Consider the following 24,203-nt stretch of genomic DNA (forward strand, 5'->3'; position numbering starts at 1 on the left):
ACCGAAGCGCCGCCGCATGGGCGCGACGGGGCACGAGGTTCCATATTCCCTCTCCGTAGGGGGCGACCTTGGTCTGCCCCTCCGGGATAGGGCCGGACGCTTAACGGGAGGCCAGTTGGCGGTCGGCCTCCAGCATGCGCTTGACGAAGTGGCCGGTGTAAGAGCCCTCCACCTCGGCCACCTCCTCAGGCGTGCCCTGGGCGACGATGGTGCCGCCGCGGTCGCCGCCCTCGGGGCCCAAGTCCACGATGTGGTCGGCGCATTTGATGACATCCAGGTTGTGCTCGATGACGAGCACCGTGTTGCCGGCGTCCACGAGGCGCTGCAGCACCTCGAGCAGCTGGCGCACGTCCTCGAAGTGCAGGCCCGTGGTGGGCTCGTCCAGGATGTAGAAGGTCTTGCCGGACTGGCGCTTCTGCAGCTCGCTGGCGAGCTTCACGCGCTGGGCCTCGCCGCCGGAAAGCGTGGTCGCCGGCTGGCCCAGGCGGATGTAGCCGAGGCCCACGTCGAAGAGCGTCTGCAGCTTGCGGCGGATGCCCGGGATGTTCTCGAAGAAGTGCAGAGCGTCCTCCACGGTCATGTCGAGCACCTCGGAGATGTTCTTGCCGCGGTAGGTCACCTGCAGCGTCTCGCGGTTGTAGCGCTCACCGTTGCAGACCTCGCAGGGCACGTACACGTCGGGCAGAAAGTGCATCTCGATCTTGATCTGGCCGTCGCCCTTGCAGGCCTCGCAGCGGCCGCCGCTCACGTTGAAGGAGAAGCGCCCCGGCGCGTAGCCGCGGGCCTTGGCCTCGGCCGTGCTGGCGAACAGCGCGCGGATATCGTCCCACAGCCCGATGTAGGTGGCCGGGTTCGAGCGCGGGGTGCGCCCGATGGGGCTCTGGTCGATGTTGATGACCTTGTCGAGCTTCTCCAGGCCCGTGATCTTGCGGTAGGGTCCGGTGCGGCGATGAGCGTGGTTCAACCGGTTGGCGAGCGCCGGTGCCAGCGTGTCGGTGATAAGGGAGCTTTTTCCGGACCCGGAGACGCCCGTGACCACGGTGAGCGTGCCGATGGGCACCTCCAGTGTGACGTTGTTCAGGTTGTTCTCCTTGGCGCCGGTCATCTTCAACGTGCCGCGCCCGGGCTTGCGACGCGTCTCCGGCACCGCGATGCGGCGGCGCCCCGACAGGTAGTCGGCCGTGACGGAGCCCTCGGTGGCCATGACCTCGGCCGGCGTCCCCGCCGCGATGACGTGGCCTCCGTGCTCGCCGGCGCCCGGGCCCATGTCCACCACGAAGTCGGCCGCCCGGATGGTGTCCTCGTCGTGCTCCACGACCACCACGGTGTTGCCCAGGTCGCGCAGGCGCTCCAGCGTGGCGATGAGCCGCTCGTTGTCGCGCTGGTGAAGCCCGATGGAGGGCTCGTCCAGAATGTAGAGCACGCCCATGAGCCCGGCGCCGATCTGGGTGGCGAGCCGGATGCGCTGGGCCTCGCCGCCGGAGAGCGTGGCCGTGGCCCGCTCCAGCGTGAGGTAGTCCAGGCCCACGTCCACGAGGAAGCGCAGCCGCTCGCGGATCTCCTTCACGATGGGCAGGGCGATAACCGCCGCCTGGCCCGTGAAGTGCAGCCCCTCGAAGAACGCCAGCGACTCGGCCGCCGACATCTCCGTGACGTCGTGGATGGACTTGTCGTTCACCGTGACCGCGAGGACCTCCGGCTTCAGGCGCTTGCCGCCGCAGGTCTCGCAGGGCACCGTGGCGAAATAGGCCGACAGCTTCTCGCGCTGGGCGTCGGACTGGGCCTCGGTATAGCGGCGCTTCACCGCGGCGAGCACGCCCTCCCACTCGATGTACCAGTAGGTGTCGCGGCCGTCCACGGTGCGGTAGTCCACGCGTACCTTCTCGTTGCCGAGGCCGTGTAAGAGCGCCTTCTGGGCCTTCTTCGGCATGTCCTCCCACGGGGTGTCGGCGTCGGTGCCCACATGCTGGGCCACGGCGCGCAGCACCTGGGGGTAGTAGTTGCCGCTCTTGAACGGCGCGATGACGCCCTCGTTCAGCGTGAGGGACGGATCCGGTACCACGAGCGAGGGGTCCACCTCGTCGCGGCTCCCGATGCCGAGGCAGTCGGGGCAGGCGCCGTAGGGGGCGTTGAAGGAGAAGTCGCGGGGCTGCAGCTCGTCCATGGAGTGGCCGTGCTCGGGGCACGCGAGGGCCAGCGAGAACAAATGCTCCCCCTCCCCGAGGCCGCCCGTGGCGCCGGAGGAGGTGCCCCCGGCCGCACCGAGCGGGTTGCCGTCGGGCCCGAGCACCTGCACAAGAACGCGGCCGCCCGCCAGCTTGCATGCCAGCTCCACGGCCTCGGCGATGCGGCTTTGGGCGGATTCCTTCAGCGTGACGCGGTCGACCACCACGTCGATGAAGTGCTTGATCTTCTTGTTCAGGGTAACGGGCTCACCGGTTAGCTTCACGATCTCGCCGTCGATGCGCACGCGGGAGAAGCCCTCCTTCTGCAGATCGGCGAAGAGCTTCGTGAACTCGCCCTTGCGGCCGGCCACCACCGGGGCCATGAGGATGGCCTTCGTCGACTCGCCCTGGGCGTCGTCGCCGAGGCGCAGGATGTCGTCGGTCACCTGGTCGGTGGTCTGCTTCTTGATTTCGCGGCCGCACTCCGGGCAGTGAGGCACGCCCACCCGCGCGAACAGAAGGCGCAGGTAGTCGTAGATCTCGGTGGTGGTGCCCACGGTGGAGCGGGGATTCTTCGACGTGGTCTTCTGATCGATGGACACCGCCGGCGACAGGCCGTCGATGGAGTCCACATCGGGCTTGGACATCTGGCCCAGGAACATGCGGGCATAGCTGGAGAGGCTCTCCACATAGCGGCGCTGCCCCTCGGCGTACATGGTATCGAAGGCGAGGCTGGACTTGCCGGAGCCGGAAAGGCCCGTGATGACGACCAGCTCGTCGCGGGGAATAATCAGGTCGACGTCCTTCAAGTTGTGCTCGCGGGCGCCTTTGATGACGATCTCGTTGGCCATGGGCTGGATTTCCTTCGCAGACGTGAAGCAACGGGCGCCGCGCGGGCCGCCCGTTGCCGAATTCTCTTGTTTCGTCTGCGTATTCTAACGATTCGCGCGGCCGCTGGCTAGCAATTTAGGGAACTTTTGTTCGTGTTCACGGATTTTGCATAGATGAGCGCTCAGGTTATATGAGCGCGGGGCAGCGACGGAGGCATCCTCGGGAACGGCCTCCCCCGTCGCGGGCTCGGGAGCCGACGACTCCCCCATGCCCTTCATCTTCCGGAAGCGGGACAGCGTGAGGCGGGCGTCCTTCTTCTTCTCGCTGGGCGCCCGCAGGCAGACCGCCACGAACAGGCTGGCAGCGACGAGCACGGCGGCCATGGCGGCGAACACGAAGACGAAGGAGGTCGCTTCCAAAAGGATGCCGCAGACCACGCCGGTGACCGCCGAGCCGGCGTAGGCCACGAGGTTCACCGAGGCGAGGATGGCCGAGACGCGCAGCACGCTCACGCGCAGAAGCAGAAGGCGCAGCGACACGGACACCGCCACGCCCATGGCGAAGCTGAACAGGGCGCAGTCGGCCATGAACAGAAGCTCGGCGCCCATGAGGATGAACAGCGCCATGAGCGCCGTGGTGAGAGTCACGGCCGTCATGGAGACGACGAGGGTACGCTTGGGCTCGAAGCGCTGCACGAGCGGGCCGCCGAGAAGCGACGGCGCCATGATCAGGGCCAGAATGACCGACCCGGCCAGGGGCGAGGTCTCGCCGAAGCACTGCTGGGCGATGGGCGCCGAGAACGACTGGTAGAAGCAGGAGACGAGCCAGGTAGCCAGGTAGCACACGGCCACCACGGCGAACAGGCGCCGGTTGTCGGTGGGGATATAGACGCGCACCCTCAGCACGGCGCGCAGCGAGAGCGTCTGGTCGAGGGGCTCGTGCACCACGGGCATGAGGAACAGGCACACGGCCAGGATGACGATCATGATACCGTAGAGCACGGCGATGCTCGGCACGATGTCGTAGAGGACGCCCACGGCCACCGAGCCGATCATGATGCCGACCATGGCGCCGCAGCTGGCAACGGTGGATCCCCAGCCGAGGTGCTTCTCCCCCACGCAGTCGATGACGAGAGCGGACACGGCGCTCATGCCGAAGCCGGCCGAGAGGCCCTGGACGAAGCGGGCGGCGAGCACGGCCGCGCCGCTGTCGGCCATCATGAACATGATGCAGCCGACGATGGCGAGCATGAGGGTGAGGCTGGTCACGGGAGTACGCCCGAAGGCGTCGGAGATGCGTCCGGCGAGCAAGAGCGTCAAGGCCACGCCGGTGAGGTAGGTGAACATCGTATTGGAGATATCCGCCGTAGTGAGCCCGATGGTGGCCTGGTAGTCGGCATAGAGGGGAATCGGGATCGCCGTGGCGGCGAAAATGGCCAGAAACGCGATGGTGGCGAGCGCGAACCCGCGCAGGGACTGCCCGTCGGTGAGCTCCTCTTTGTGCATCCTTTCCTCCGTATGAACGAGATGTGCCAGCCTGCCTCTTGGGAACGGATATCCCGAAAGGGTGGGTGAAGTATGAACCTCGCTTCAGGGGAATTCAAGGGATTGCGCTGAGTTTTCCACTCAGCGATGAAACGGCCCCGCAAGCCGCGCGAGGGTTCGGAGTCCCGTGCCGCCCGCCGCCGCCTTAAAGCCGCCGACGGCGGCCGCCGCGAGCAGCTGGTCATGCCCCCCCCCCCGCAACCGACAGCGAGCGCAAAAGGAGCCCTCTCCCCCGAGGGCTCCTGAGTGGGTTTCCGCTGTGGCGTATCCGGAACCTACATGACAGCGTGGCTGGCGGACTGCATGAGGTAGGGAATGTAGGCGAGCACGACGAGCGCCGCCCAAAACAGCATCTTCGCCTTCTTGCGACTCATGGCTCCTCCCTTCCGCGCAATCCGTCCGATCGACGGTCCATCTGGATCGTCACGGTGATTCTTGCACAAAATACAGGAGGGGAAGACCCGGAAAAGCCACTGGTCACGATGGCGCAACCGCCCCGATGACCCCGCGCAACGCCTCTGTTCGCCATTTGTAAATTACGCGCATATCGGCCGCAGTGCGCCCAACCGTAGGAGGCGACCTACGCGCGCGGATGGGCGAGGCCGTGGATCTCCTTCAGGCGCTCCGGGGTCACATGGGTGTAGATCTGCGTGGTGGTGAGGCTCGCGTGCCCCAGCATGTCCTGGACGCTGCGCAGATCGGCGCCGCCCTCCAGAAGGTCGGTGGCGAAGGAGTGGCGCAGGGCATGGGGCGAGAGCGACTCGTCCAACCCCGCAGCGGCCAGAGCGCGCTTGAACATCTTGCGGATGCCGTCGGGCTTCATCTGGTTGCCCCGGTTGCTGACGAAGAAGTAGTCGCTCTGCCTGTCGCCGAGCAGCTCCGGCCGCGCCTTCTCGAGATAGCGGGCCATGGCCTCGGCGCCCCGGCGGCTCAAGGGCACGATGCGCTCCTTGGCGCGCTTGCCGAACACCTTCACCTCGCGCTCGGGGAAGTTCACCCAGGAAAGGAGGAGCCCGGAGGCCTCGGAGACGCGGGCGCCGCAGGAGAACAGGAATTCCAGGAGCGCCGCGTCGCGCATCTGCGCCGCCGTCTGCTCGCGGGGCGCGCCGTCGGCGTCGGTCGGGCCGTAGACGGCCAGCAGGCGCTCCACGTCGCCGTCGGACACGACCTTCGGGAGCCGGCGGTCGACCTTGGGGGCCGACAGCACGCTGGCGGGATCGGCCGGGGCGAGACCGGTCACGCACGCCCAGCGGAAGAACGTGCGCAGAGACGACAGGTGCCGCTTGATGGTGGTGCGGGCGTAGCGCGCCTGGTCGAGCTCGGCGAGGTAGCGCCTCAGCTGGCGGTAGGTGGGAGCGAGCGGATCGACGCCCGCCCGCTGCGCCCAGCGCAGGTAGGCCTCCATGTCCTCGCGATAGGCGCGCACCGTATGGGTCGAGGCGCCCATCTCGGAGGCGAGGTGATCGCCGAACCGCGCCACCGCCTCTTCGCCGGGCAGCGGCGCCCCGTCGGCGGCGTTTCCGCCGCCAGCGCCTTTGCGCCCCGTCACGGCAGCAGCCCCGCCTCGGCCAGGGCCTCCTTGTAGCCCGCAAGCGCCTCGTTGGCGCGGTCGGCGTAGGCCTGGTAGCGGGCGCGCTTGTTGCGCACCGGGGGCGAGAGCGGAGCCATGAGCCCGAAGTTCACGTGCATGGGCTGGTAGTCCTTCGTCGCCGGATCCGTGGCGTAGGCCAGAAGCGCCCCGAACACCGTCTCCGTCGGCAGCTCCGGCAGCGCGATCCCCGCAAGGTCGGCGGTCACGGCCAGCGCGACGTGCAGCCCGCTGCGGATGGCCTCGCAGTAGCCCTCGGTGCCGGCAAGCTGCCCCGCCACGTAGACGGGGACGCCGAGGACGTCCGCCTGCGGCGTGACGAGCCGGTTACGACGGTCGAGCAACCGCGGCGCGTCGATGAAGGTGTTGCGGTGCATGACGCCGTAGCGCGCGAACTCCGCCTCCTCCAAGCCGGGGATCATGCGAAACACGCGGCGCTGCTCGGGGAAGGTGAGGTTGGTCTGGAACCCGACGAGGTTGTAGCTGGCGCCGTGGGCGTCCTCGGCGCGCAGCTGCAAAGCCGCCCAAGGGCGGCGCCCCGTGCGCGGATCGGTGAGCCCCACCGGCTTCAGGGTGCCGAAGCGCGGGGCGTCGCGGCCGGCCCGGGCTATCTCCTCGATGGGCTGGCAGGCCTGGAACAGCTCGCGGGTCTCGAAGTCCTTCGCGATGACGCGCTCGGCCGCGAGAAGCTGCTCGATGAAGGCGTCGTACTCCTCCCGGGTGAACGGGGCGTTCAGGTAGTCCCCGCCGGCACCGGCGTCCTCGTAGCGGCTTTGGCGAAACACCTTCCCGAAGTCGATGGAATCCGCCATCACCACCGGCGCCGCGGCGTCGTAGAAGGCCAGGGCGTCTCGCCCCGTCAGGGCCATAAGCGACGACGAGAGCGCATCGGAGGTGAGCGGGCCGCTCGCCAAGACGATCGCGTCGGAGCCGGCGGCAAGGGAGGGGATGTCGGTCGCCTCGCGGCGCTCCACCGCAATGAGGGGATGCTCCTCCACCTGGCGCGTCACGTCCCGGGAGAACAGCACCCGATCCACCGCCAACGCGCCGCCCGCGGCCACCGCATGGCGCTTCGCCGCCGCGATCAGCGGCGATCCCAGAGTCGCGAGCTCCGCCTTCAAGAGCCCCGCCGCGCTGTCGGGCTTGGTGCTCTTGAGCGAGTTGGAGCAGACGAGCTCGGCCGCGTCCCCCGTATGGTGCACGGCGGTCGGATGCGCGGGGCGCATCTCGACAAGGCGCACGGAGATTCCGCGCGAGGCGAGGTTCAGGGCCGCCTCGCTGCCCGCCAGTCCTGCGCCTACTATGGTTACCGTATTGCTCATGGGGCAAAAGGATACCAAACAACGGTGCCGTAAGGCCCGTCAATTCCGCTTGGGCGCCCCAGCTTCTCCCTATTGACACAGCCATGGCCTACACCGCCGTCCGCAGGGCCGGATGCGGGCCGTAGCGCCCGTCGGGGTACTGGGCGATGAGCCCGTCGCGCTGGGCCTCGGCGAGCCAAATCATGAGCCAGGTGAACGTGTCGCCAGCCGGAGCATGGTCCTCGGCCAACTGACGCAGGGCCTCCATGCCCAAAGGCTCCGCTTGCAGCGCCGCGAGCAGAGCCTCCTCGCCGCGATAGGGCTGACTCGCCTTGCCGCGATCGTCCGCAGCCTCGGCCCGCTGCTCCTTCAGACAACCGAAGGTTGAGAAGAGCGCGTCGGCGAAGGCTTCGTCGTCCACAATGGGGAGCGCCCCCTGGTACAGCAGGCGGTTCGCCCCCTTCGACGCCGCAGAGGTGATGGCCCCGGGCACCACCCATACCTCCCGGCCCGCGAGCAGCGCCTCGTCGGCCGTGGAGAACGTGCCCGAGGGCAGCCCCGCCTCCACGATGAGCGTGGCCCGGGAGAGCCCCGCAATGAGCCGGTTGCGGGCGCGGAAGGTGTGGGGCTGGGGCGGGAAGTCCCATTCGTGCTCGGAGACCACCGCGCCGCCTGCCGCCACGATGCGCTGGAAGAGCCCCGCATTCTCCGCCGGATACAGCTGGTTGCAGCCGCCCCCGAGGAAGGCCACCGTGGGCGCGCCCGCGGCCAGGGCCGCCTCGTGGGCCACGGCGTCGCAGCCCCGCGCGCCCCCGGAGATGATGGCGACGCCGCGCTCGGCGGCAGCCGCGGCAAAGCGCTTGGCGCAGCCGCGCCCGTAGGGCGTCGCGCGCCGCGCACCCACGACGGCCAGTCCCTCGGCCAGCGCGCCGGGGCGGCCCACACCGTACAGGCGCGCCGGCGGGTGGGGTATGCTCTTCAGCGCCTTCGGGAACAGCGAATCCTCCAAGGCAAGCTCGAAGCGCTCCCCTTCCAATCTCATTACCTTCACCGGCATCGATCACTTTCCTCCTATTCCATCGCGCACGCGGAAGTTCACGGCCTCCGCGATGTGCGCGCTCTCGATTTCCTGGGATTCCGCCAGGTCGGCGATGGTGCGGGCCACCGCGAGCGTGCGCGTGATGGCCCTGCCGCTCATGGCGTGCAGATCCGCCTGGGCGATCATGAAGCGGCGCGGCCCGTCGGCCAAGGCCTCTATGGAGCCATCGGGCTCCTTTTGGGCCATCTGCGATGCGCGCCACGAGGCGAAGTCCCGGGCCGCCATCACCCCCTCCCGCAGCTGCGCGGAGCTCGTCCCCCGCCTCCGCTCCAAAATCTCCGCCGGACGGATGCGGCGGACGTCCAGATGCAGGTCGATGCGGTCGATGAGCGGACCGCCGATGCGGTTCTGGTAGCCCCGAATCTGGGGCACCGTGCAGGTGCACTCCCGCTCCTCGTCGCCGAAGTACCCGCAGGGACACGGGTTGCTGGCCGCCACGAGCATGAACCGCGCCGGGAAGGTCACGTTGCCGTCGGCCCGGGTGAGCATCACCGATCCGCTCTCCATAGGCTGGCGTATGCCCTGCAAAACCGAGCTTTTGAACTCCGCCAGCTCGTCCAAGAAGAGCACTCCGTGGTGGGCCAGGGACACCTCGCCCGGCCGCAGGGGGCTGCCGCCTCCCACGAGCCCGGCCAAGGTGGCGCTGTGATGCGGATGGCGGAAGGGGCGCTGGCCCGCGATGATGGCATCGATGGGCTCGGCGGCCACCGAATGGACCACGGCCGCCTCCAGCATCTCGTCGGGACAGAGCGGCGGCATGATGGTGGACACTCGGGAGGCGAGCATGGTCTTGCCCGACCCGGGCGGTCCCATCATGAGCAGCCCGTGACCGCCGGCCGCGGCGATCTGGAAGGCCCGCTTGGCCGTCTCGTGGCCCGCGACCTCCGCGAAGTCGAGCGCCTCGACGGCCGCCGGGGCCGCCCGTCCCCCGTGGGCCGGCAGCACCGCCGCCGCGCCTCCCTCACGGGCCGCCTGGGCCAGCGACGTCATAGCGAGCAGCCGCACGTCGTCTAAGGGCACCGGATCGCTGTCGGCGGCGCAGACGAAGTCCAGCCCGAGGCGCCGGGCGCAGATGGCGCAGGCGAGCGTGCCCGCCACCGGCCGCACCCGCCCATCCAGCGAGAGCTCGCCCACGTAGAGCGCGTCCCGCGCCCAAGCCGGATCGATCTGCCCCGTGGCCGCCAGAATGCCCAAGGCTATGGGAAGGTCGAACCCCGAACCCGTCTTGCGCAGATGGCTCGGCGCCAGGTTCACGACGATCTTCTCCCCCGGCATGGAGAACCCCGCTGCCCGCAGCGCGGCGCGCACCCGCTCCCGCGCCTCCTGGATGGCCGCATCCGGCATGCCCACGATGGCCATGCCCGGCAGGCCGCCGGAAACGACCACCTCGACCCGCACCGGCACCACTTCCACGCCGCGAACCGTCGCCCCCATGACGGCGCATTGACCCCGCGCCACGGCTCAACCCACCGAATAGGCGCCCAGATGGTGCCGGATGAAGGCGCGGTCGTCGGAGAGCACGATAATGGCCACCACATCGAAGCGCACCACGGCCTCGCCGAAGAAATGGTCTTGGATGTAGGCGAGGGCGATGCGCTCGTACTTCTCGCGCTTGGCCCGGGTGACCGCCTCGCTGGGCAGCCCCTTGTCGGCGTTGCGGCGCGTCTTCACCTCGACGAACACGAGCGCCTCGTCGTTGACGGCGATGATATCGGCCTCCCCGGCGAAACAGGTCCAGTTGCGCTCGAGGATGGTGTAGCCGTTGCGCTGGAGGAACCGCGCGGCCGCCTCCTCGCCCCGCGCCCCCAGCGCCTGGTTGCGGCGTCCCTGGGCGTTCGGGTCGGCAGGCCGCCGCTTCCTCGATCCCTCCCTCGCCTTGCGTTTGGGCGCCGACGCGGACTTGGGCTTCTTCTCCTTAATCGCGGGACGCTCCAACACGCCCGCCTCACTGCTCGCAGCCATAAGGTGCGCTCCTTTCCTCTCGATGGAGCACACCTTAGTCGAGCACGACCGTAAAAATGACGCGGGAATGTCCCGTTTCGTTCCTCGCGCCGACCGCACTGGCGTCGCAACAGCGTCGCACTAGCGTCGCATCGACGTCGCAAAATCCCTAGAACAGGCTCTCCTGGGCGGCGAAGGAGCAGAAGCTGCGCCGGTGGATGGGACAAAGCCCCCGCTCACGGATGGCCGCCATATGGCCCTCGGAGCCGTATCCCTTGTTTGATTCGAAGCCGTAGCCGGGGTACTGCTCGGCATAGGCCTCCATCACATGATCGCGCGCCACCTTGGCCACGAGCGACGCGGCGGCGATGGAGGCACACTTCCCGTCCCCCTTCACGACGTTCACCTCCCGCGGATCAAGATGCAGCGGGTTGCCGTCCAGAAGCACGACATCCACCGCGACGCCCTGGGCCTCCACCGCGGCGATGGCGGCGGCAAAGGCCCGGCGCAGGGCCGCCGTCATGCCCACCCGGTCGATGTCGGCCGGCTCCACGTACTGCACCGTCCACGCCCGGGCGCGCCGGCGCACTTCGCCTGCGATGGCCTCGCGGTCCTCCGGCCTCACCTGCTTGGAGTCGTTGAGCCCGGCGATGGGGTCGTCCGCATCCAGCACCACGCCCCCCACGGCCAAAGGCCCCGCCAAGGGCCCGCGTCCCACCTCATCGAGCCCGATGACCACCGACCCTCCCCGCTCGGCGGCGAGCTCTCGCTCGAAGGCGTACATCCCCGCGAGCCGCGCCTCCTCGGCGGCCTCGGCCTCAAGTCGGCGCCGCGCCACCTCCACGGCGGCCCGCACGCCCTTGCGCGTGTCGGCCACAAGCGACCGCTCCAACACGGCGAAGGCGGCCGCATCGGCCTCCTGCAGCTTCCGTCGGATCTCGGGGACGGTCAGATCAATCACCTCGGGCTCCTTCCCACCGGCGAGGAATACGAAAAAGGGCCCCCGAAGGAGCCCTCGCGAACACAAAAGATAAGGCCTAGCGGAACGCCTTCTCCTTGATCTTGGCGGCCTTGCCCACCTTGTTGCGCAGGTAGTACAGCTTGGCACGGCGCACATCGCCCTTGCGGGTGACCTCGATCTTCTCGATCTTCGGGGAATGCACGGGGAAGGTGCGCTCTACGCCGATGGAGAAGCTGATCTTGCGCACGGTGAAGGTCTCGCGGACCGACTCGCCCTGACGGCGGATGACGTCGCCCTGGAACACCTGGATACGCTCGCGGTTGCCCTCGGTGATGCGATAGTGAACCTTCACGTTGTCGCCCACGTGGAACTCGGGGAGGTCCTGCTTGATCTGCTGCTGCTCAATAGCGCGAATGATATCCATTGCCTTTTCCTACTCTATACTTCTAAATGGTCTTGCATCATTTCTCGTTTGGACGCGATTTGACAGTATATCGCCCCTATACCCTCGGCGCAAGGGAAATTATCGCGCCTTTCTGGGAAAGTCCACGAACGGCACACGGAAGCTCGAAGCGGCGCGACAAAGGAGCTACTTCTCCTCTTCCTCCACGATGACGAACTCGTCGGCGCCTTCCGTCTCCTGGGCCACGAGCATCTGCTCGAACATGGAGGCCGTCGCCGTGAAGTCGCTCGGCAGCACCACGGTGGACTGGCGGCCGTTGCGGGCGAACTCGCTCATCATGTCGGTCCACTGGGTGAAGATGAACAGCTGGTTGGCCTCGGCCGCCGACACGCCGGAGCTCTTGATGACCGCAAGCGACTCCGAGATGCCGTCGGCGATGGCCTTGCGCTGGGCGGCAATGCCGCGACCGGCCTGCTCCATGGCCTCGGCACGGGCGCGGGCCTCGGTGACCACCTTGATGCGCTCGGCCTCGGCCAGCGACTGGGCGGCCTCCTTCTCGCGCTGGGCGGAGTTGATGCGGTTCATGGACTGCTCCACGTCCGCGGGCAGATCGATGGAGGTGATGAGCGTGCTCACCACGTCATAGCCGTAGGCCACCATGAGGCCGGAAACGGTCTGGTTCACGTCCGACGCGATGGCGTCCTTTTTGTCGAAGACCTCGTCAAGGGTGTACTGCGGCACGCTGGAGCGCAGGGCGTCGATGAGGTAGGAGCGCATCTGGGCCGTGGGGTTGGCCAGCATGTAGTAGCTGCGCCACACGCCCGAGGGCTGCCCGTTGGCCGCCGGCTGGGCGCTCACACGGTACTGGGCGGCGATGGCCATGGTCACCGTCACGTTGTCGCGGGTCTTCGCGTCGATGCCGAACTGCTCCTGGCGCGTGCGCATGTCCACCTTGGCGGCGATGGTCTCGAAGAACGGGATCTTAATGTTCAGGCCCGCGCCCACGGTGCGGTTGAACTTGCCCAGCCGCTCGATGATGTAGACGTTCTGCTGCGGAACGATGAACAGCGCCTGGGGCAGAAGCAGCACCAAAAGAACGATGATGATAGCAAGTCCGATCATGGGATTCCTTTCGTCGAGGGGGCCAGGCGATGGATTGGCAACGCCTCGCCTGATTCGCCTCCCATAGTACTACAATGGAGCGAACCTACCGCGAAGTTTAAGGAGTTGCCGTGATAGAACCAGCGCGCGCCACCTTCCTGCTCATCGATATGCAGAACGGATTCATCGACGGCGCCTCGCCCCTGTGCATCGCCGGGGCCGCCGCCACCGTTCCCACCTGCGCCCGCGCCCTTGAAGCTGCCCGGGCCCACGGCGTGCCCGTCTACCACGTGCGCCGCACCTACGCCGCCGACGGGAGCGACGTGGAGGCCGTACGCTGGAAAGCATGGGCGGAAGGAGGGCGACCGCTCTCCCCCGCCGACCCGATAAGCCTGGACTGCCCGCCTGAGCTGGCGCCGGCCCCTGGCGAGCCCGTCGTCGTGAAGCCGAGCTGGTCGGCCTTCTTCGGCACCGATCTGGACGCCCTGCTGCGCGCACGGGGCATCGGCACCATCGTGCTCGCCGGCACCACCACGCCCAACTGCGTGCGCTCGACGGCTTACGACGGTCTCGCGCTCGGCTTCAACGTGGCCGTCCTGCGAGATGCCACCTCCTCGCGCAGCCCCGAAGCACAGGAGGCGAATCTGGCGGACATGGAGGCCGCGGGCATCCAGCTTATCCACACCGACGACTTCGCGGCCAACGGGCTTCTGCACGTCCGCGACACCGAGGCCGAGGTGGCCCGGGCCGTGGCCCTGGAGCTGGAGGCTAAGGCGCGGAACACGGAAACGGACGCGGCAGCGGATACGGCGGCCGCAAATGACTCGGGGGCTCCCTTGCCCCCTACCCCGGCCCTGGAGTCCGTCGAGACCGTCTCCACCGGCTGGATCAACAAGTACCACCTGCACTACACGCTGCCCGACGGGCGCCCCTACACCTACGAGGGCGTCTCCCGCAAGGGGCCCGAGCGCTACGAGGCCGCTTTGGAGGCCTTAGGGAGCACCGGTGCGCCCGACCCCGACGCCGTCTGCATCGTGCCCCTTCTGCCCGACGGCTCGGTGCTGCTGGAGCGCGAGTTCCGCTATCCGCTGAACAGCTGGTGCGTATCGCTGCCCGCCGGCCTCATCGACGCCGGCGAGTCTTTGGAAGAGGCCGTCGCTCGCGAGCTTTCCGAGGAGACCGGCTACCGGCTGCGCGACGACATCGCCCCGGCGGTGCGTCCGCTGCCCCAGCCCGGCTTCTCGTCCACGGGCCTTACCGAGGAGAACGTCCAGGTGGTCTTCGCCCAGGTGGAGGCCGCCGGAAAAGCGCGCCCCGACAGCGCCGAGCTCATCGAGCCCTTCACCGTGGCCCGCGCCGACCTGCGCGCCTTCCTGGACGCCAACCAGCTCCCCATCGGCACCCGCTGCCAGCTCATCCTGGAGTTGCTCGCGATCTAGCATCGCCGGAACCCCACATCCTCCTCTCTCGGTAAGTACCGAGCGGCGCCACAAAATGGCGGCCGACTCTTCGTGAACCATGGAAGGCAACGAAAAAGGCGACGACCTCCGTCGGTCGCCGCCTTCCGTTTGCCTCGCATCGCGTCGCGCTCGCGCGATCTCTCGGGGCTCCTCGTTCTGTGCTCGGCGCTACTCGCCCAGAAGCTCCGCGAGGTCGGCCTCCGGGGTGGTGATGGGGGCGATGCCGTAGTTCTCGACGAGGACGTCGAGAACGCCGGGGCTCACGAAGGCCGGCAGCGTGGGGCCGAGCTTGATATTCCGAATGCCCAGGTACAGCAGCGTGAGCAGGATGCAGACGGCCTTCTGCTCGTACCAGGACAGCACCATGGACAGCGGCAGGTCGTTCACGCCGCAGTCGAAGGCCTCGGCCAGGGCTACGGCCACCTGGATGGCGCTGTAGGCATCGTTGCACTGGCCCATGTCCATGAGGCGCGGCAGGCCGCCGATCTCGCCCAGATCGAGGTCGTTGAAGCGGTACTTGCCGCAGGCCAGGGTGAGCACCACCGTGTCGTCGGGGGTGGCCTTCACGAAGTCGGTGTAGTAGTTGCGGCCCGGGCGCGCGCCGTCGCAGCCGGCGACGAGGAAGAAGTGCTTGATGGCGCCGCTCTTCACCGCGTCCACCACCGTGTCGGCCACGGAGAGCACCGTGCCCTGGGCGAAGCCCGTGGTCATCGTCGTGCCGCCGTTGATGCCGGGAATCGTGTGGGGCTCGTCGTAGCCGCCCAGCTCCAGCGCCTTCTGGATAACCGGGCCGAAGTCCTTGTCGGGGCCGATATGCGTGCAGCCGGGGAAGGCGACGACTTCCGTGGTGAACACGTTGTCGGCGTAGCTCTCCTTGGGAGGCATGAGACAGTTGGTGGTGAACAGGAAGGCCGCGGGCACGCCGTCGAACTCCTTCTTCTGGTTCTGCCACGCGGTACCGAAATTGCCCTTGAGCTGCGGGTACTTCTTCAGCTCCGGATAGGCGTGGGCCGGCAGCATCTCGCCGTGGGTGTAGATGCTCACGCCTGTGCCCTCGGTCTGCTCCAGCAGAAGCTTCAGGTCGTGCAAGTCGTGGCCGGAGATGACGATGAACGGGCCCGGCTCCACCTCCATGGCGACGGTGGTGGGCTCCGGCGTGCCGTAAGTGCCCGTGTTGGCCTCATCGAGCAGCCTCATGCAGCCGAGGTTCACCTCGCCCACCTTCAGCGCCAGGGGCAGAAGCGCGTCCACCGAGCCCGGCTCGGCCAGCTGCGCCAGGGCGTCGGCGAAGAACTCGTCGACAGTCGCGTCGCGGTAGCCCAGCACCCGGGCGTGGTAGGCGTAGGCCGCCGTACCGCGCAGGCCGAACAGCACGAGGGACTTGAGCGAGCGGATGTCCTCGTCGTCGCCCCAGATCTGGTCGACGTCGTAGTCGGAGACCGGCTCGATGCCGGCCGCGGCGGCCACGGCGGCCGTCTCGACGCGCACTGCGTCCTTAAGCGCGGTCACGGCCTGCCCGTCGAAGTTCACGTTGGTCATGCAGGTGAACAGGCCGTCCACGATGAGATCGCAGATACGGTCGTTCTTGACGCCGGCCTCCCGGGCCGTGCGGGCCAAAGCGATCATCGCCCCGGTCAGCGCGTCCTGGGCATCGGCCACATCGGCCGGCTTGCCGCACACGCCGGCGCCGCCGGTGCAGGCCTCGCACTTCGCCACCTGCTCGCATTGGAAGCAAAACATTTGCTCTGTCGCCATAGACACTCCCTTTCGGGTCGCGGCCCTTGCGGCCGTGTTCCAGTAGATAGACGGCACCGTTGCGCCGCTGTTGTGAAGGTACTGGCACGGCAGGGCATTGCATGTTGTAATCACAACAAACGAAGCTTCCTTCAATGAAAAGGTTGACCCATGGAACGAAACGCCTTCCTGGCTGGAACGCCGCTGTTTTCTGGCGTGGCATCGCAGGAGGTCGGCGCGATGCTCGATTGCCTCGATGCCCATGAGCGCCGCTATGCCCAGGGCGAGCGCATCCATCATATGGGGGATTCGGTGTCCACTGCCGGCATCGTACTCACGGGGCGCGTCCGCATCGAGCACGTCGACCCCTGGGGCAACGTGAGCGTCGTGGGCATGCGCGGGCCCGGTGCCATGTTCGGCGAGGCCTACGCCGCCGCCGGCGAGCCGCTGCTCGTGGACGTCGTCGCCGACCAGGACTGCACCGTCCTCTTCCTGAATCTCGCGAAGGTGGTCGGCCCCTGCTCGTGCCGCTGCGACCACCACGCCCTCGTGGCCCGCAACATGATCGCCGCCATCGCTCGGCAGAGCCTCGCCCTCTCGCGCCGCATCTTTCACGTAGCGCCCAAGTCCATCCGCGGCAAAGTGCTCGCCTACCTCTCCAATGAGGCCGAGCGCACCGGCACCCGCGAGTTCGACATCCCCTTCAACCGCCAGCAGCTCGCCGACTACCTGGGGGTGGATCGCAGCGCGCTATCGGCGGAGCTGTCCCGCATGCAGAAGGCGGGGCTCATCCGATGCCGCCGCAACCACTTCGCGCTGCCTCACTCCCCCTCGAACAGCACCGTGGAGAAGTAGCGCTCGCCGGTATCGGGGGCCAGCGTCACCACGGTCTTGCCCGGGCCGAGCACCCGCGCCAACCGCAGAGCGGCTGCCACGTTGGTGCCCGAGGAGATGCCGGCAAACAGGCCCTCCTCTCGGGCGAGGCGCCGCGCGCATTCCAGAGCTTCCTCATCGGTCACCACGACGATCTCGTCGATGAGCGCGGTGTCCATGATGGCGGGCAGGATGCCATCGCCGATGCCCATCTGCACATGGGTGCCGATGGCGCCGCCCGAGAGCAGTACGGCATGCTCGGGCTCGGCGGCCCAGATCTGCACCTTGGGGAAGACCGTGCGCAGCTCGGAGCCTATACCAGTGATGGTGCCACCAGTGCCGAAGCCGGAGCAGAAGCCATCGATGGCGATGCCGGCCGCGCGCACATCGGCAAGGATCTCCGCGGCCGTGCCATCGACATGGGCCGCCAGGTTGTCGCGGTTCACGAACTGCTGGGGCACGAACACGCGCGGGTCGTCGGCGGCCATCCTCTGGGCGAGGGCGATGCACTCCCGAATGCAGGCGCCGATGTCCCCCTCGTCATGGACGCAGATCACCTCGGCCCCGTAATGCTCCATGATGCGCCGGCGCTCCACCGAGCAGGAGTCCGGCATGATGATGCGGGCCGCGTAGCCCTTCACGGCCGCCACGAGCGCGAGCCCCACGCCCTGGTTGCCGCTGGTGGGCTCCACGATAATGGAATCGGGGCTAAGCTCGCCGCGCTCCTCGGCGCGCTCGATCATCTTCAGCGCCGTACGCGTCTTCACCGAGCCGCCCACGTTCACCGCCTCGAACTTCACGAGCACCTGGGCGTCGTCGGGCCCGGTCATGCGCCGCAGCCGCACGAGCGGCGTCGATCCCACGGCTTCCAGAACGTTATCGCAGATCATAGCTTCCCCTCACCTTCGGGGTCATCGTTTTCCACGACAGATTCTAGCATCGCCCCCGATTCCCTTTGCCGCCCCCTCCCCGAAACGCCGAAACCCCGCCCCGAGGGGCGCAGCACGTCTCCGCACGCACTGCCGAAGTCGTCAAATAAGTAACTGCGCTATCATAGACATCAGCAAAGCGCCCGACCGGGGAGTATTTCACATAAGTCCGGCGCTTTACTTTTGCCAAAGCGCTCGAGCAGTGAGCATTTCACTCAAGTCGGGCGCTTTCGTATTTCCGGATCCCCAGTACGGCATCAAACAAAAACAGGAGCCCGTAGGCTCCTGAACTAGTTAAATGGCGGGATGTACGAGACTCGAACTCGCGACCTCCGACGTGACAGGCCGGCGCTCTAACCAACTGAGCTAACACCCCGAATGGTGTCGTGCTGAAAATGGCGGGATGTACGAGACTCGAACTCGCGACCTCCGACGTGACAGGCCGGCGCTCTAACCAACTGAGCTAACACCCCGTGTTTCAGCAGCCCATATAGTTTAACAGAATCGCTCTTCCGCACAAGCCCCTTTTTCGAGAATTTTTCCTACTGTGCCTCGCGGTAGGAGCCCTCGAAGGTGAAGCGGCCCATCTTGGTGCCTCCGAGCACGTGAATGTGCAGGTGATTCACCGTGGCCGCCGAGTCGGGGCCCGTGTTCACCACGGTGCGGTAGCCGGACTCGCCGACGCCCTTCAAACGCGCCACCTCCGGCACGACGCTCATCATATGCCCGATGACCTCGGCCGGCACGCCGGCGGCCAAGTTGTCGTAGTGGGTCTTCGGCACGATGAGGGTGTGCACCGGCGCCTCGGGCTCGATGTCGTCGAAGGCGTAGCACACATCGTCCTCGTACACCTTGGCCGACGGGATCTCGCCGGACACGATCTTGCAGAACAGGCAATCGTCCATGGGTCTTCCTTTCAACTTCCAACCCTTAAATCATACCTTCATTTGCCCGCGTTGGCTTGAAAACAACGAAAGATCGGCAATCGCGCCGTTTTTCGCCCCTCCTTTGCCTGAAATGGCTTGGAAATGACGAAAGATCGGGCATGCCAAGCTCTTGAAAGCCCTTTTGTAATACACCAGCTGGGGAAACATCCGGTTCTGTATTACAAGGAAGCCCGATTTTCGCTCTTTCGGCCGAACTTTCGTGATTTCCAAGCCATTTTGCGGGGCTAAATCCCCTCGGCGGCGCGCTGGTCGATGCGGAGGAAGGTGATCGGCCGCAGCATCTTGGTCGCGTGACCGGCGGCAACGGTCTCGCGAATAAGTTCGCGGGCGAAGGCGTCGGCGCGCAAGGATCCCGTGGGCTTGGCCTCAAGGGAGAAGCGCACCGTGGCGCCGTCCAGCGACACCGGGCCCACGAGGAAGTCGGCCGGCACGAGCGTCTTCTCCTTCTTCTTGCGCACAACGGTGATGGCCTCGGGAACCACGATGGCGCCCGGAGCCTCGGAGAGCACGACCTCGTAGGTGCTCACGGGCAAAGCCACGCTGGCGGCGGCATCGCGCGCCTCAATGTAGCGCGCCTCGGTGGGGTACAAGTCGGCGGGACTCGCCTCCTGCAACGCCGCGAGGGCACGGAGCGCCGGCACGTAGTCCGTGAGGAACAGATCGAATATCTCGGCGGTGCCTCCCACCCCCACGGGCAGAGCCGCCCCGAAGGCGATGCGCATATGCGGCGAGAAGCCCTGGCTCACCGCAAAGGGCAGCTGCGCCCGGCGCACGGCGCGCTCGAGGGCGCGGGCCAGTTCCAGATGCGACAACATGGCCAGACGGCCAGTCTCGCGGAAGGTGACGCGCAGACGGAACAGACGGGGATCGGCCATTATCGAATCGCCTCCTTACCAGCAGCTCCTTCGCGTTGCCCTGCTCGCCCGGGACGCGGGGGCTCGGCCTGCCTCGGATGCGCGACCGTGCGATACGGGTTGCGGGCCGGCGACGCCTCCTTGCCCTCGCGCTCCTGCTGCAACTCGATGTCGACGCCCAACGTGGGGCAGGCGCCGCAGGCGGAGCAGTTCTCGAAGGTGCAGTCCGGCGTCGTGATGCCGGCAGCGGCGCGCTCCCGCTCCCGGGCGAGGAACTTCGGTGAGACCGCGGCGGTGATGTGCGCCCAGGGCAGCACGTAGTCGGTCGGGAACTCGGCCTGGGCGATCGCGGCGGGATCAAGCCCCAGCTCCCCGGCAGCGCCCGTCCACGCCTCTTCATTGAAAAGCTCCGTCCAGGCGTCGAATCGGGCGCCGCGCCGCCAGGCGGCCTCCACCCAATCGGCCACCTCGCGGCCGCCGCGGCTCATGACCGCCTCGACGAACGACGTCGCGGGGTCGTGGTAGTGCACGTCCACCGCCTTGTACTTCACCGAGCGCTTGAGCAGCCCCACGCGCCGCAGCGTCTCCTCCGGGGAGATCTGGCCGTCCCATTGGAAGGGCGTCTGGGCCTTGGGCACGAACACCGCGCAGGACACGCTCATGCGCACGCTGCCGCGCTGCTCGGGCGGCACGGCGGCCTTGGCGCGGTCGTAGGCGCGCTGGGCCAGACTCGCGATGCCCTTGATGTCGTCGTCGGTCTCGGTGGGCAGCCCCACCATGAAATACAGCTTGCAGCGGCGCCAGCCGGCGGTGAAAGCGGCATCGATGGCGGCGAACAGGTCGTCCTCGGTGACGTTCTTGTTGATGACGTCGCGCAGCCGCTGGGTGCCGGCCTCCGGCGCGAACGTGAGACCGCCCTTCTTCTGGCCGGCCACGAGCTCGGCCATCTCCACCCCGAAGGCGTCCAGGCGCTGGGAGGGCACGCTCACGCGCACGCCGGCCCCGGCGCAGTCGGCGTTCACCCGCGAGAGGATCTCGGCGATCTGCGAGTGATCCGTGGAGGAGAGCGACGTCAGGCTCACCTCGTCGTAGCCGGTCTCGGCGAGGCCCCGGGCCACGGCGTCCACGATGTTGTCGGCCGAGCGCTCCCGCACCGGGCGGTACATCATGCCCGCCTGACAGAAGCGGCAGCCCCGCGCGCAGCCGCGTAGGATCTCGACGTTCAGCCGGTCGTGCACCACCTCCGTATAGGGCACGATCATGGGCTCGAGGGCCGGGCTGTCGGCGAAACCCTCGAAGACGCGCTTGTGCACCACGCATGGCACATCGTCGAACAGGGGGTCCGCCCAGCTGCCGGCCGCCTGGGCCTCCTCATCGCTGCGCCAGCGGTACAGACTCGGCACGTAGGCGCCGCCCACGCGCCGCACCACCTCGCGCAGGATCTCGGCCCGGGGCGCGCCGGATGCGCGCAGCTCGCGGATGAGCGCCAGCGTCTCGGGCAGCTGCTCTTCGCCCTCTCCCACCAAGATGACATCGAAGAACGGCGCGTAGGGCTCCGGGTTGTAGGCGCACGGGCCGCCGGCCAGCACGATGGGGTCGCCCTCGGCGCGGTCGGCGGTGCGCAGCGGGATGCCGGCGAGGTCCAGCGTCTCCAGCACGTTGGTGGCGGCCAGCTCGTGGGGCAGCGTGATGCCAACCACGTCGAAGTCGGCCACGGGGCGGCAACTCTCCAGGGAGAACAGCGGCACGCCCTCCTCGCGCATGAGGTCGGCCATGTCCACCGCCGGCAGAAAGGCCCGCTCGGCCCCCATGCCGCCCATGGCATTCACGGCGTTCACGAGGATGCGCACGGCCTGGTTGGCCTGCCCCAGCTCGTAGGTGTCCGGGTAGATCATGCAGAAGGCGAAGTCCCCCTCGGCCACCGGCGTGGCGCAGCCCCACTCGTGGTTCAGATAGCGGGCCGGCCGTTCCACCCGGGAGAGCAAAGGCTCCACCCGAGGCCACAGATCGCGCCTAGCCACGGGCGCCTCCCTTGCCAGCGTCCTTCCCCTTGCCGCGCAGGGCACGGAAGGCCGAGACCCCGGCCCCCTTGGCCGCCTCGATCACCTTGCCGCCGGCGGGGGTTGCCGCCGCCTTCGACGCGGCCTCCACGGCCTCGTCACGGGCCTTCTGCACCACCGATGCCACGCCGACGATGTCGCCGCCGGCCTCGAAGTACTCGATGGCCGCGTGCCCCATGGCCTCGGTGCCCGCGAACCCGACGGCCCCCTTGATGGCCCAGCCGAGCACCGGCACCACGCCGACGGCCGTGCGGGCGATGTTGCGGAACAGAAACGCCCCGCCCACGACGGCCGCCAGCTCCTTGATGCGCTCGGCCGACAACGGCTGGCCGTAGGCAGCGGCGATCTGCAGCAGCATCTTCGCCTGGTTGAGCGTCATGATGGGCATGTCGGCCCCGGGGATGAACACCACCACGCCCACGCCGGCGTTCTGCACCGAGGTGGCCCGCACCGCGTCCAAGGACAGCGGGCGCCGCACGAAGGGGAAGGCCAGCGCGAAGGCGAGGCGCTTGTCCTTGCAGGCGGCGATGATCCACTCCCCCATGCGACGGTCCAGCGTGGCCGCGCCCTCGGCGTCCAGCGGGATGGGCTCGGCATCGGCGGGCTCGGTTGCCACGGGCAGCGCGTGCTCGATGTCCTCGATGGCCGCCTCGGCCGCGGCCGCTGCCTCGGCGGCTGCGGCGGCGGGCGCCTCGTTGGCGGTGCGGCCGGCGGTGATGCGGCGCGCCAGAGCCCAGGCGGCGTCCCCGAAGGGCGTGGGGTTGGTCATGTTCGGCGCGACGATGTCCCCCTCGGGAACGGGCCAGCCGGCCGCCTCGGCCGCTGCGGCCACGGCGTGAGGGGCCGTGGTGGCCACCATGACCGGGATGCCGGCGCCGCGGATGTGGGCCGCCTGCTCGCCGATGCGGGGCGAATCGCCGGCGACGATGACCGCCATGTCGTCGGCCCCGTAGGGCTCGGCGAGCAGGTTGTCATCCAGATACCCGATGGTCACCCGGGTCTTGGCCCCCGCGCTCGCAAAGGCGCTGCGCACGTGGCCCACCACATCGCCCGGGGCCGTCTCGTCGATGTAGACCGACACCGCCAGAGGCGTGTTGCGCGCCTCGTCGATATCGGTGGCCGCCTTCAGGAGGGCGGGGATATCGAGGGGAAGATTCATGAGGCCTTCCTTCCGTGAGAGGGAGTCCGGGCAAAGCCGGACTGCGTGGACGTATGGGAGTACACCGAGCCGATGAGCCCGATGAGCGCGAAGTTCACGACCATGAACGAGGAGCCGTAGCTGACGAAGGGCAGCGGGATGCCCGTGATGGGCATAAGGCCGCAGTCCATGCCGATGTTCTCCAAAATCTGGAAGAGCCACATGCCGATGACGCCCATGACGATGAGCATGCCGAAGAGGTTGTCGGCGCGCCGGGCGATGGAGAGGCACGCCACGATGAGCAGGGCGTACAGGCCGAGAAGCGCCATGACGCCCACGAACCCGAACTCCTCGGCCAGAACGCAGAAGATGAAGTCCGTGGGGGCCTCGGGCAGAAAGCCGTGGGTCGACTGTGTGGCGTTCCCGATGCCTTTGCCGAACAGGCCGCCGCTGCCGATGGCGATCTTGGCCTGAGCGAGGTTGTAGCCGTCGCCGGAAAGGTCCCCCTCGGGGTTCAGGAACACGAGCAGGCGGCTGCGCTGGTAGTTCTTCAGGAGGCGGTACTCCCACGTGCCGTCGGACTGCTGGTACTTCAGCAGCTCGTCGACGGCGAACACCGCCGCGATGGCCGCGATGCCGGCGATGAGCGTGATGAGCAGGTAGCGCCCCTTGGCGCCTCCCATGACGAGCACCACCGCGGAGATGGCCATATACACCAGCCCCGTGCCCAAGTCCGGCTGGGTCATGATGGCCGCGAACGGAACGAGCAGCATCCCGAGCACCTTGCAGTACTCGCGCCAATCGTCCAGCGTGCCCTGGTAGCGGGCCAGAAGGCTCGCGGCGAAGAGCACCACCGTGACCTTCGCGAACTCGCCGGGCTGCACCTGCATGCCGATCTTGATCCAGGATTTGGCCCCCATGCCCGCGTCGGTGCCGAGGCCCGGGATGTGGGGCAGAAGGATGAGCACCACGTTGATGACGAGCAGCGCCGTGGTGAGGTTCGAAAGGCGCCGGTAGTCGAAGGCCCACAGGGCCACCATGGCGACCAGGCCCACCGCCACGCCCTGCAGCTGGCGGCTGAAGTTGTAGTCGGCGTCCCCCTGCACCGCCGACCAGCAGACCACGAGACCGTAGGCGACGAGCACCGCGATGACGGCGAGGAAGCCCCAGGGCACGCGCGCAAGCAGCGAGGGCGCAGCCGGGCGCGCCGAGCCGTGGGCCGGTCGGCGCTGGCTGGAGTGAACCGAGTGGATTTGGGGAAGCTGCTGGGCCAT

The 24,203-nt window shown here is 67.9% G+C and carries 19 protein-coding genes and 2 tRNA genes; 2 read left to right on the forward strand and 19 right to left on the reverse strand.

Annotated features, from left to right (window positions below; translation table 11 throughout):
- Positions 1-100 precede the first annotated feature (100 nt).
- The 10 genes from uvrA to NE591_RS05160 form a co-directional block, all read right to left on the reverse strand.
- Complete coding sequence (uvrA, locus tag NE591_RS05115; protein WP_157011454.1) at positions 101-3,016, reverse strand: excinuclease ABC subunit UvrA; 2,916 nt, start codon at positions 3,014-3,016, stop codon at positions 101-103.
- 84 nt (positions 3,017-3,100) lie between these two features.
- Positions 3,101-4,501: an MFS transporter gene (locus tag NE591_RS05120; protein WP_157011452.1), complete on the reverse strand. Its 1,401-nt coding sequence runs from the start codon at positions 4,499-4,501 to the stop codon at positions 3,101-3,103.
- Between the two features lie 619 nt (positions 4,502-5,120).
- On the reverse strand, positions 5,121-6,089 hold the full coding sequence (locus tag NE591_RS05125; RefSeq protein ID WP_022739758.1) for a tyrosine recombinase: 969 nt from the start codon (positions 6,087-6,089) through the stop codon (positions 5,121-5,123).
- Complete coding sequence (gene trmFO, locus NE591_RS05130; RefSeq protein ID WP_223900721.1) at positions 6,086-7,450, reverse strand: methylenetetrahydrofolate--tRNA-(uracil(54)-C(5))-methyltransferase (FADH(2)-oxidizing) TrmFO; 1,365 nt, start codon at positions 7,448-7,450, stop codon at positions 6,086-6,088. Before trmFO ends, NE591_RS05125 begins: the two co-directional genes overlap by 4 nt.
- 88 nt (positions 7,451-7,538) lie before the next feature.
- A complete protein-coding gene (gene dprA / locus NE591_RS05135; RefSeq protein ID WP_223900722.1) occupies positions 7,539-8,486 on the reverse strand; it encodes a DNA-processing protein DprA in 948 nt (315 codons plus the stop codon).
- A gap of 3 nt (positions 8,487-8,489) precedes the next feature.
- Entirely contained in the window at positions 8,490-9,962 is a 1,473-nt protein-coding gene (locus NE591_RS05140) for a YifB family Mg chelatase-like AAA ATPase (RefSeq protein ID WP_256156412.1), read from the reverse strand.
- 27 nt (positions 9,963-9,989) lie between these two features.
- Complete coding sequence (locus tag NE591_RS05145) at positions 9,990-10,490, reverse strand: YraN family protein (protein WP_161127171.1); 501 nt, start codon at positions 10,488-10,490, stop codon at positions 9,990-9,992.
- Between the two features lie 148 nt (positions 10,491-10,638).
- Positions 10,639-11,427, reverse strand: a complete 789-nt coding sequence (locus NE591_RS05150) for a ribonuclease HII (RefSeq protein WP_256156457.1) — start codon at positions 11,425-11,427, stop codon at positions 10,639-10,641.
- 79 nt (positions 11,428-11,506) lie between these two features.
- The gene (rplS, locus tag NE591_RS05155; protein ID WP_022739752.1) at positions 11,507-11,854 is read right to left on the reverse strand and encodes a 50S ribosomal protein L19; all 348 of its coding nucleotides are present in this window, start codon (positions 11,852-11,854) and stop codon (positions 11,507-11,509) included.
- Between the two features lie 165 nt (positions 11,855-12,019).
- A complete protein-coding gene (locus tag NE591_RS05160) occupies positions 12,020-12,955 on the reverse strand; it encodes an SPFH domain-containing protein (RefSeq protein ID WP_022739751.1) in 936 nt (311 codons plus the stop codon).
- Between the two features lie 110 nt (positions 12,956-13,065).
- On the opposite strand from NE591_RS05160, the gene NE591_RS05165 reads away from it, so the two are divergent.
- Entirely contained in the window at positions 13,066-14,373 is a 1,308-nt protein-coding gene (locus NE591_RS05165) for an isochorismatase family protein (protein ID WP_237974310.1), read from the forward strand.
- Between the two features lie 189 nt (positions 14,374-14,562).
- Here the strand turns inward: NE591_RS05165 and hcp are convergent, their stop codons facing one another.
- On the reverse strand, positions 14,563-16,149 hold the full coding sequence (gene hcp / locus NE591_RS05170) for a hydroxylamine reductase (protein WP_256156413.1): 1,587 nt from the start codon (positions 16,147-16,149) through the stop codon (positions 14,563-14,565).
- Between the two features lie 150 nt (positions 16,150-16,299).
- Between hcp and NE591_RS05175 the strand changes: the two genes are divergently transcribed.
- Complete coding sequence (locus NE591_RS05175; protein ID WP_022739748.1) at positions 16,300-16,983, forward strand: Crp/Fnr family transcriptional regulator; 684 nt, start codon at positions 16,300-16,302, stop codon at positions 16,981-16,983.
- Here NE591_RS05175 and NE591_RS05180 read toward each other — a convergent pair.
- The 8 genes from NE591_RS05180 to rodA form a co-directional block, all read right to left on the reverse strand.
- Entirely contained in the window at positions 16,950-17,891 is a 942-nt protein-coding gene (locus NE591_RS05180; protein ID WP_256156415.1) for a PLP-dependent cysteine synthase family protein, read from the reverse strand. The genes NE591_RS05175 and NE591_RS05180 overlap by 34 nt on opposite strands.
- 338 nt (positions 17,892-18,229) lie before the next feature.
- Positions 18,230-18,306 (reverse strand) — tRNA-Asp (locus tag NE591_RS05185).
- 20 nt (positions 18,307-18,326) lie between these two features.
- Positions 18,327-18,403, reverse strand: a tRNA-Asp gene (locus NE591_RS05190).
- A 69-nt stretch (positions 18,404-18,472) separates the two neighbouring features.
- Positions 18,473-18,835 carry a histidine triad nucleotide-binding protein gene (locus NE591_RS05195; protein WP_114539757.1) on the reverse strand — a complete coding sequence of 121 codons (363 nt, stop codon included), beginning with the start codon at positions 18,833-18,835 and terminating at the stop codon, positions 18,473-18,475.
- A gap of 266 nt (positions 18,836-19,101) precedes the next feature.
- Positions 19,102-19,752, reverse strand: a complete 651-nt coding sequence (locus NE591_RS05200) for a TIGR03936 family radical SAM-associated protein (RefSeq protein ID WP_256156417.1) — start codon at positions 19,750-19,752, stop codon at positions 19,102-19,104.
- The gene (locus NE591_RS05205) at positions 19,752-21,752 is read right to left on the reverse strand and encodes a TIGR03960 family B12-binding radical SAM protein (RefSeq protein ID WP_256156418.1); all 2,001 of its coding nucleotides are present in this window, start codon (positions 21,750-21,752) and stop codon (positions 19,752-19,754) included. Before NE591_RS05205 ends, NE591_RS05200 begins: the two co-directional genes overlap by 1 nt.
- Positions 21,745-22,950: a YcjF family protein gene (locus NE591_RS05210; RefSeq protein WP_256156420.1), complete on the reverse strand. Its 1,206-nt coding sequence runs from the start codon at positions 22,948-22,950 to the stop codon at positions 21,745-21,747. Before NE591_RS05210 ends, NE591_RS05205 begins: the two co-directional genes overlap by 8 nt.
- Positions 22,947-24,203: a rod shape-determining protein RodA gene (gene rodA / locus NE591_RS05215; protein WP_114539753.1), complete on the reverse strand. Its 1,257-nt coding sequence runs from the start codon at positions 24,201-24,203 to the stop codon at positions 22,947-22,949. Before rodA ends, NE591_RS05210 begins: the two co-directional genes overlap by 4 nt.

Source organism: Adlercreutzia sp. DFI.6.23 (assembly GCF_024462535.1).
Taxonomy (GTDB): Bacteria; Actinomycetota; Coriobacteriia; order Coriobacteriales; family Eggerthellaceae; genus Adlercreutzia; species Adlercreutzia rubneri.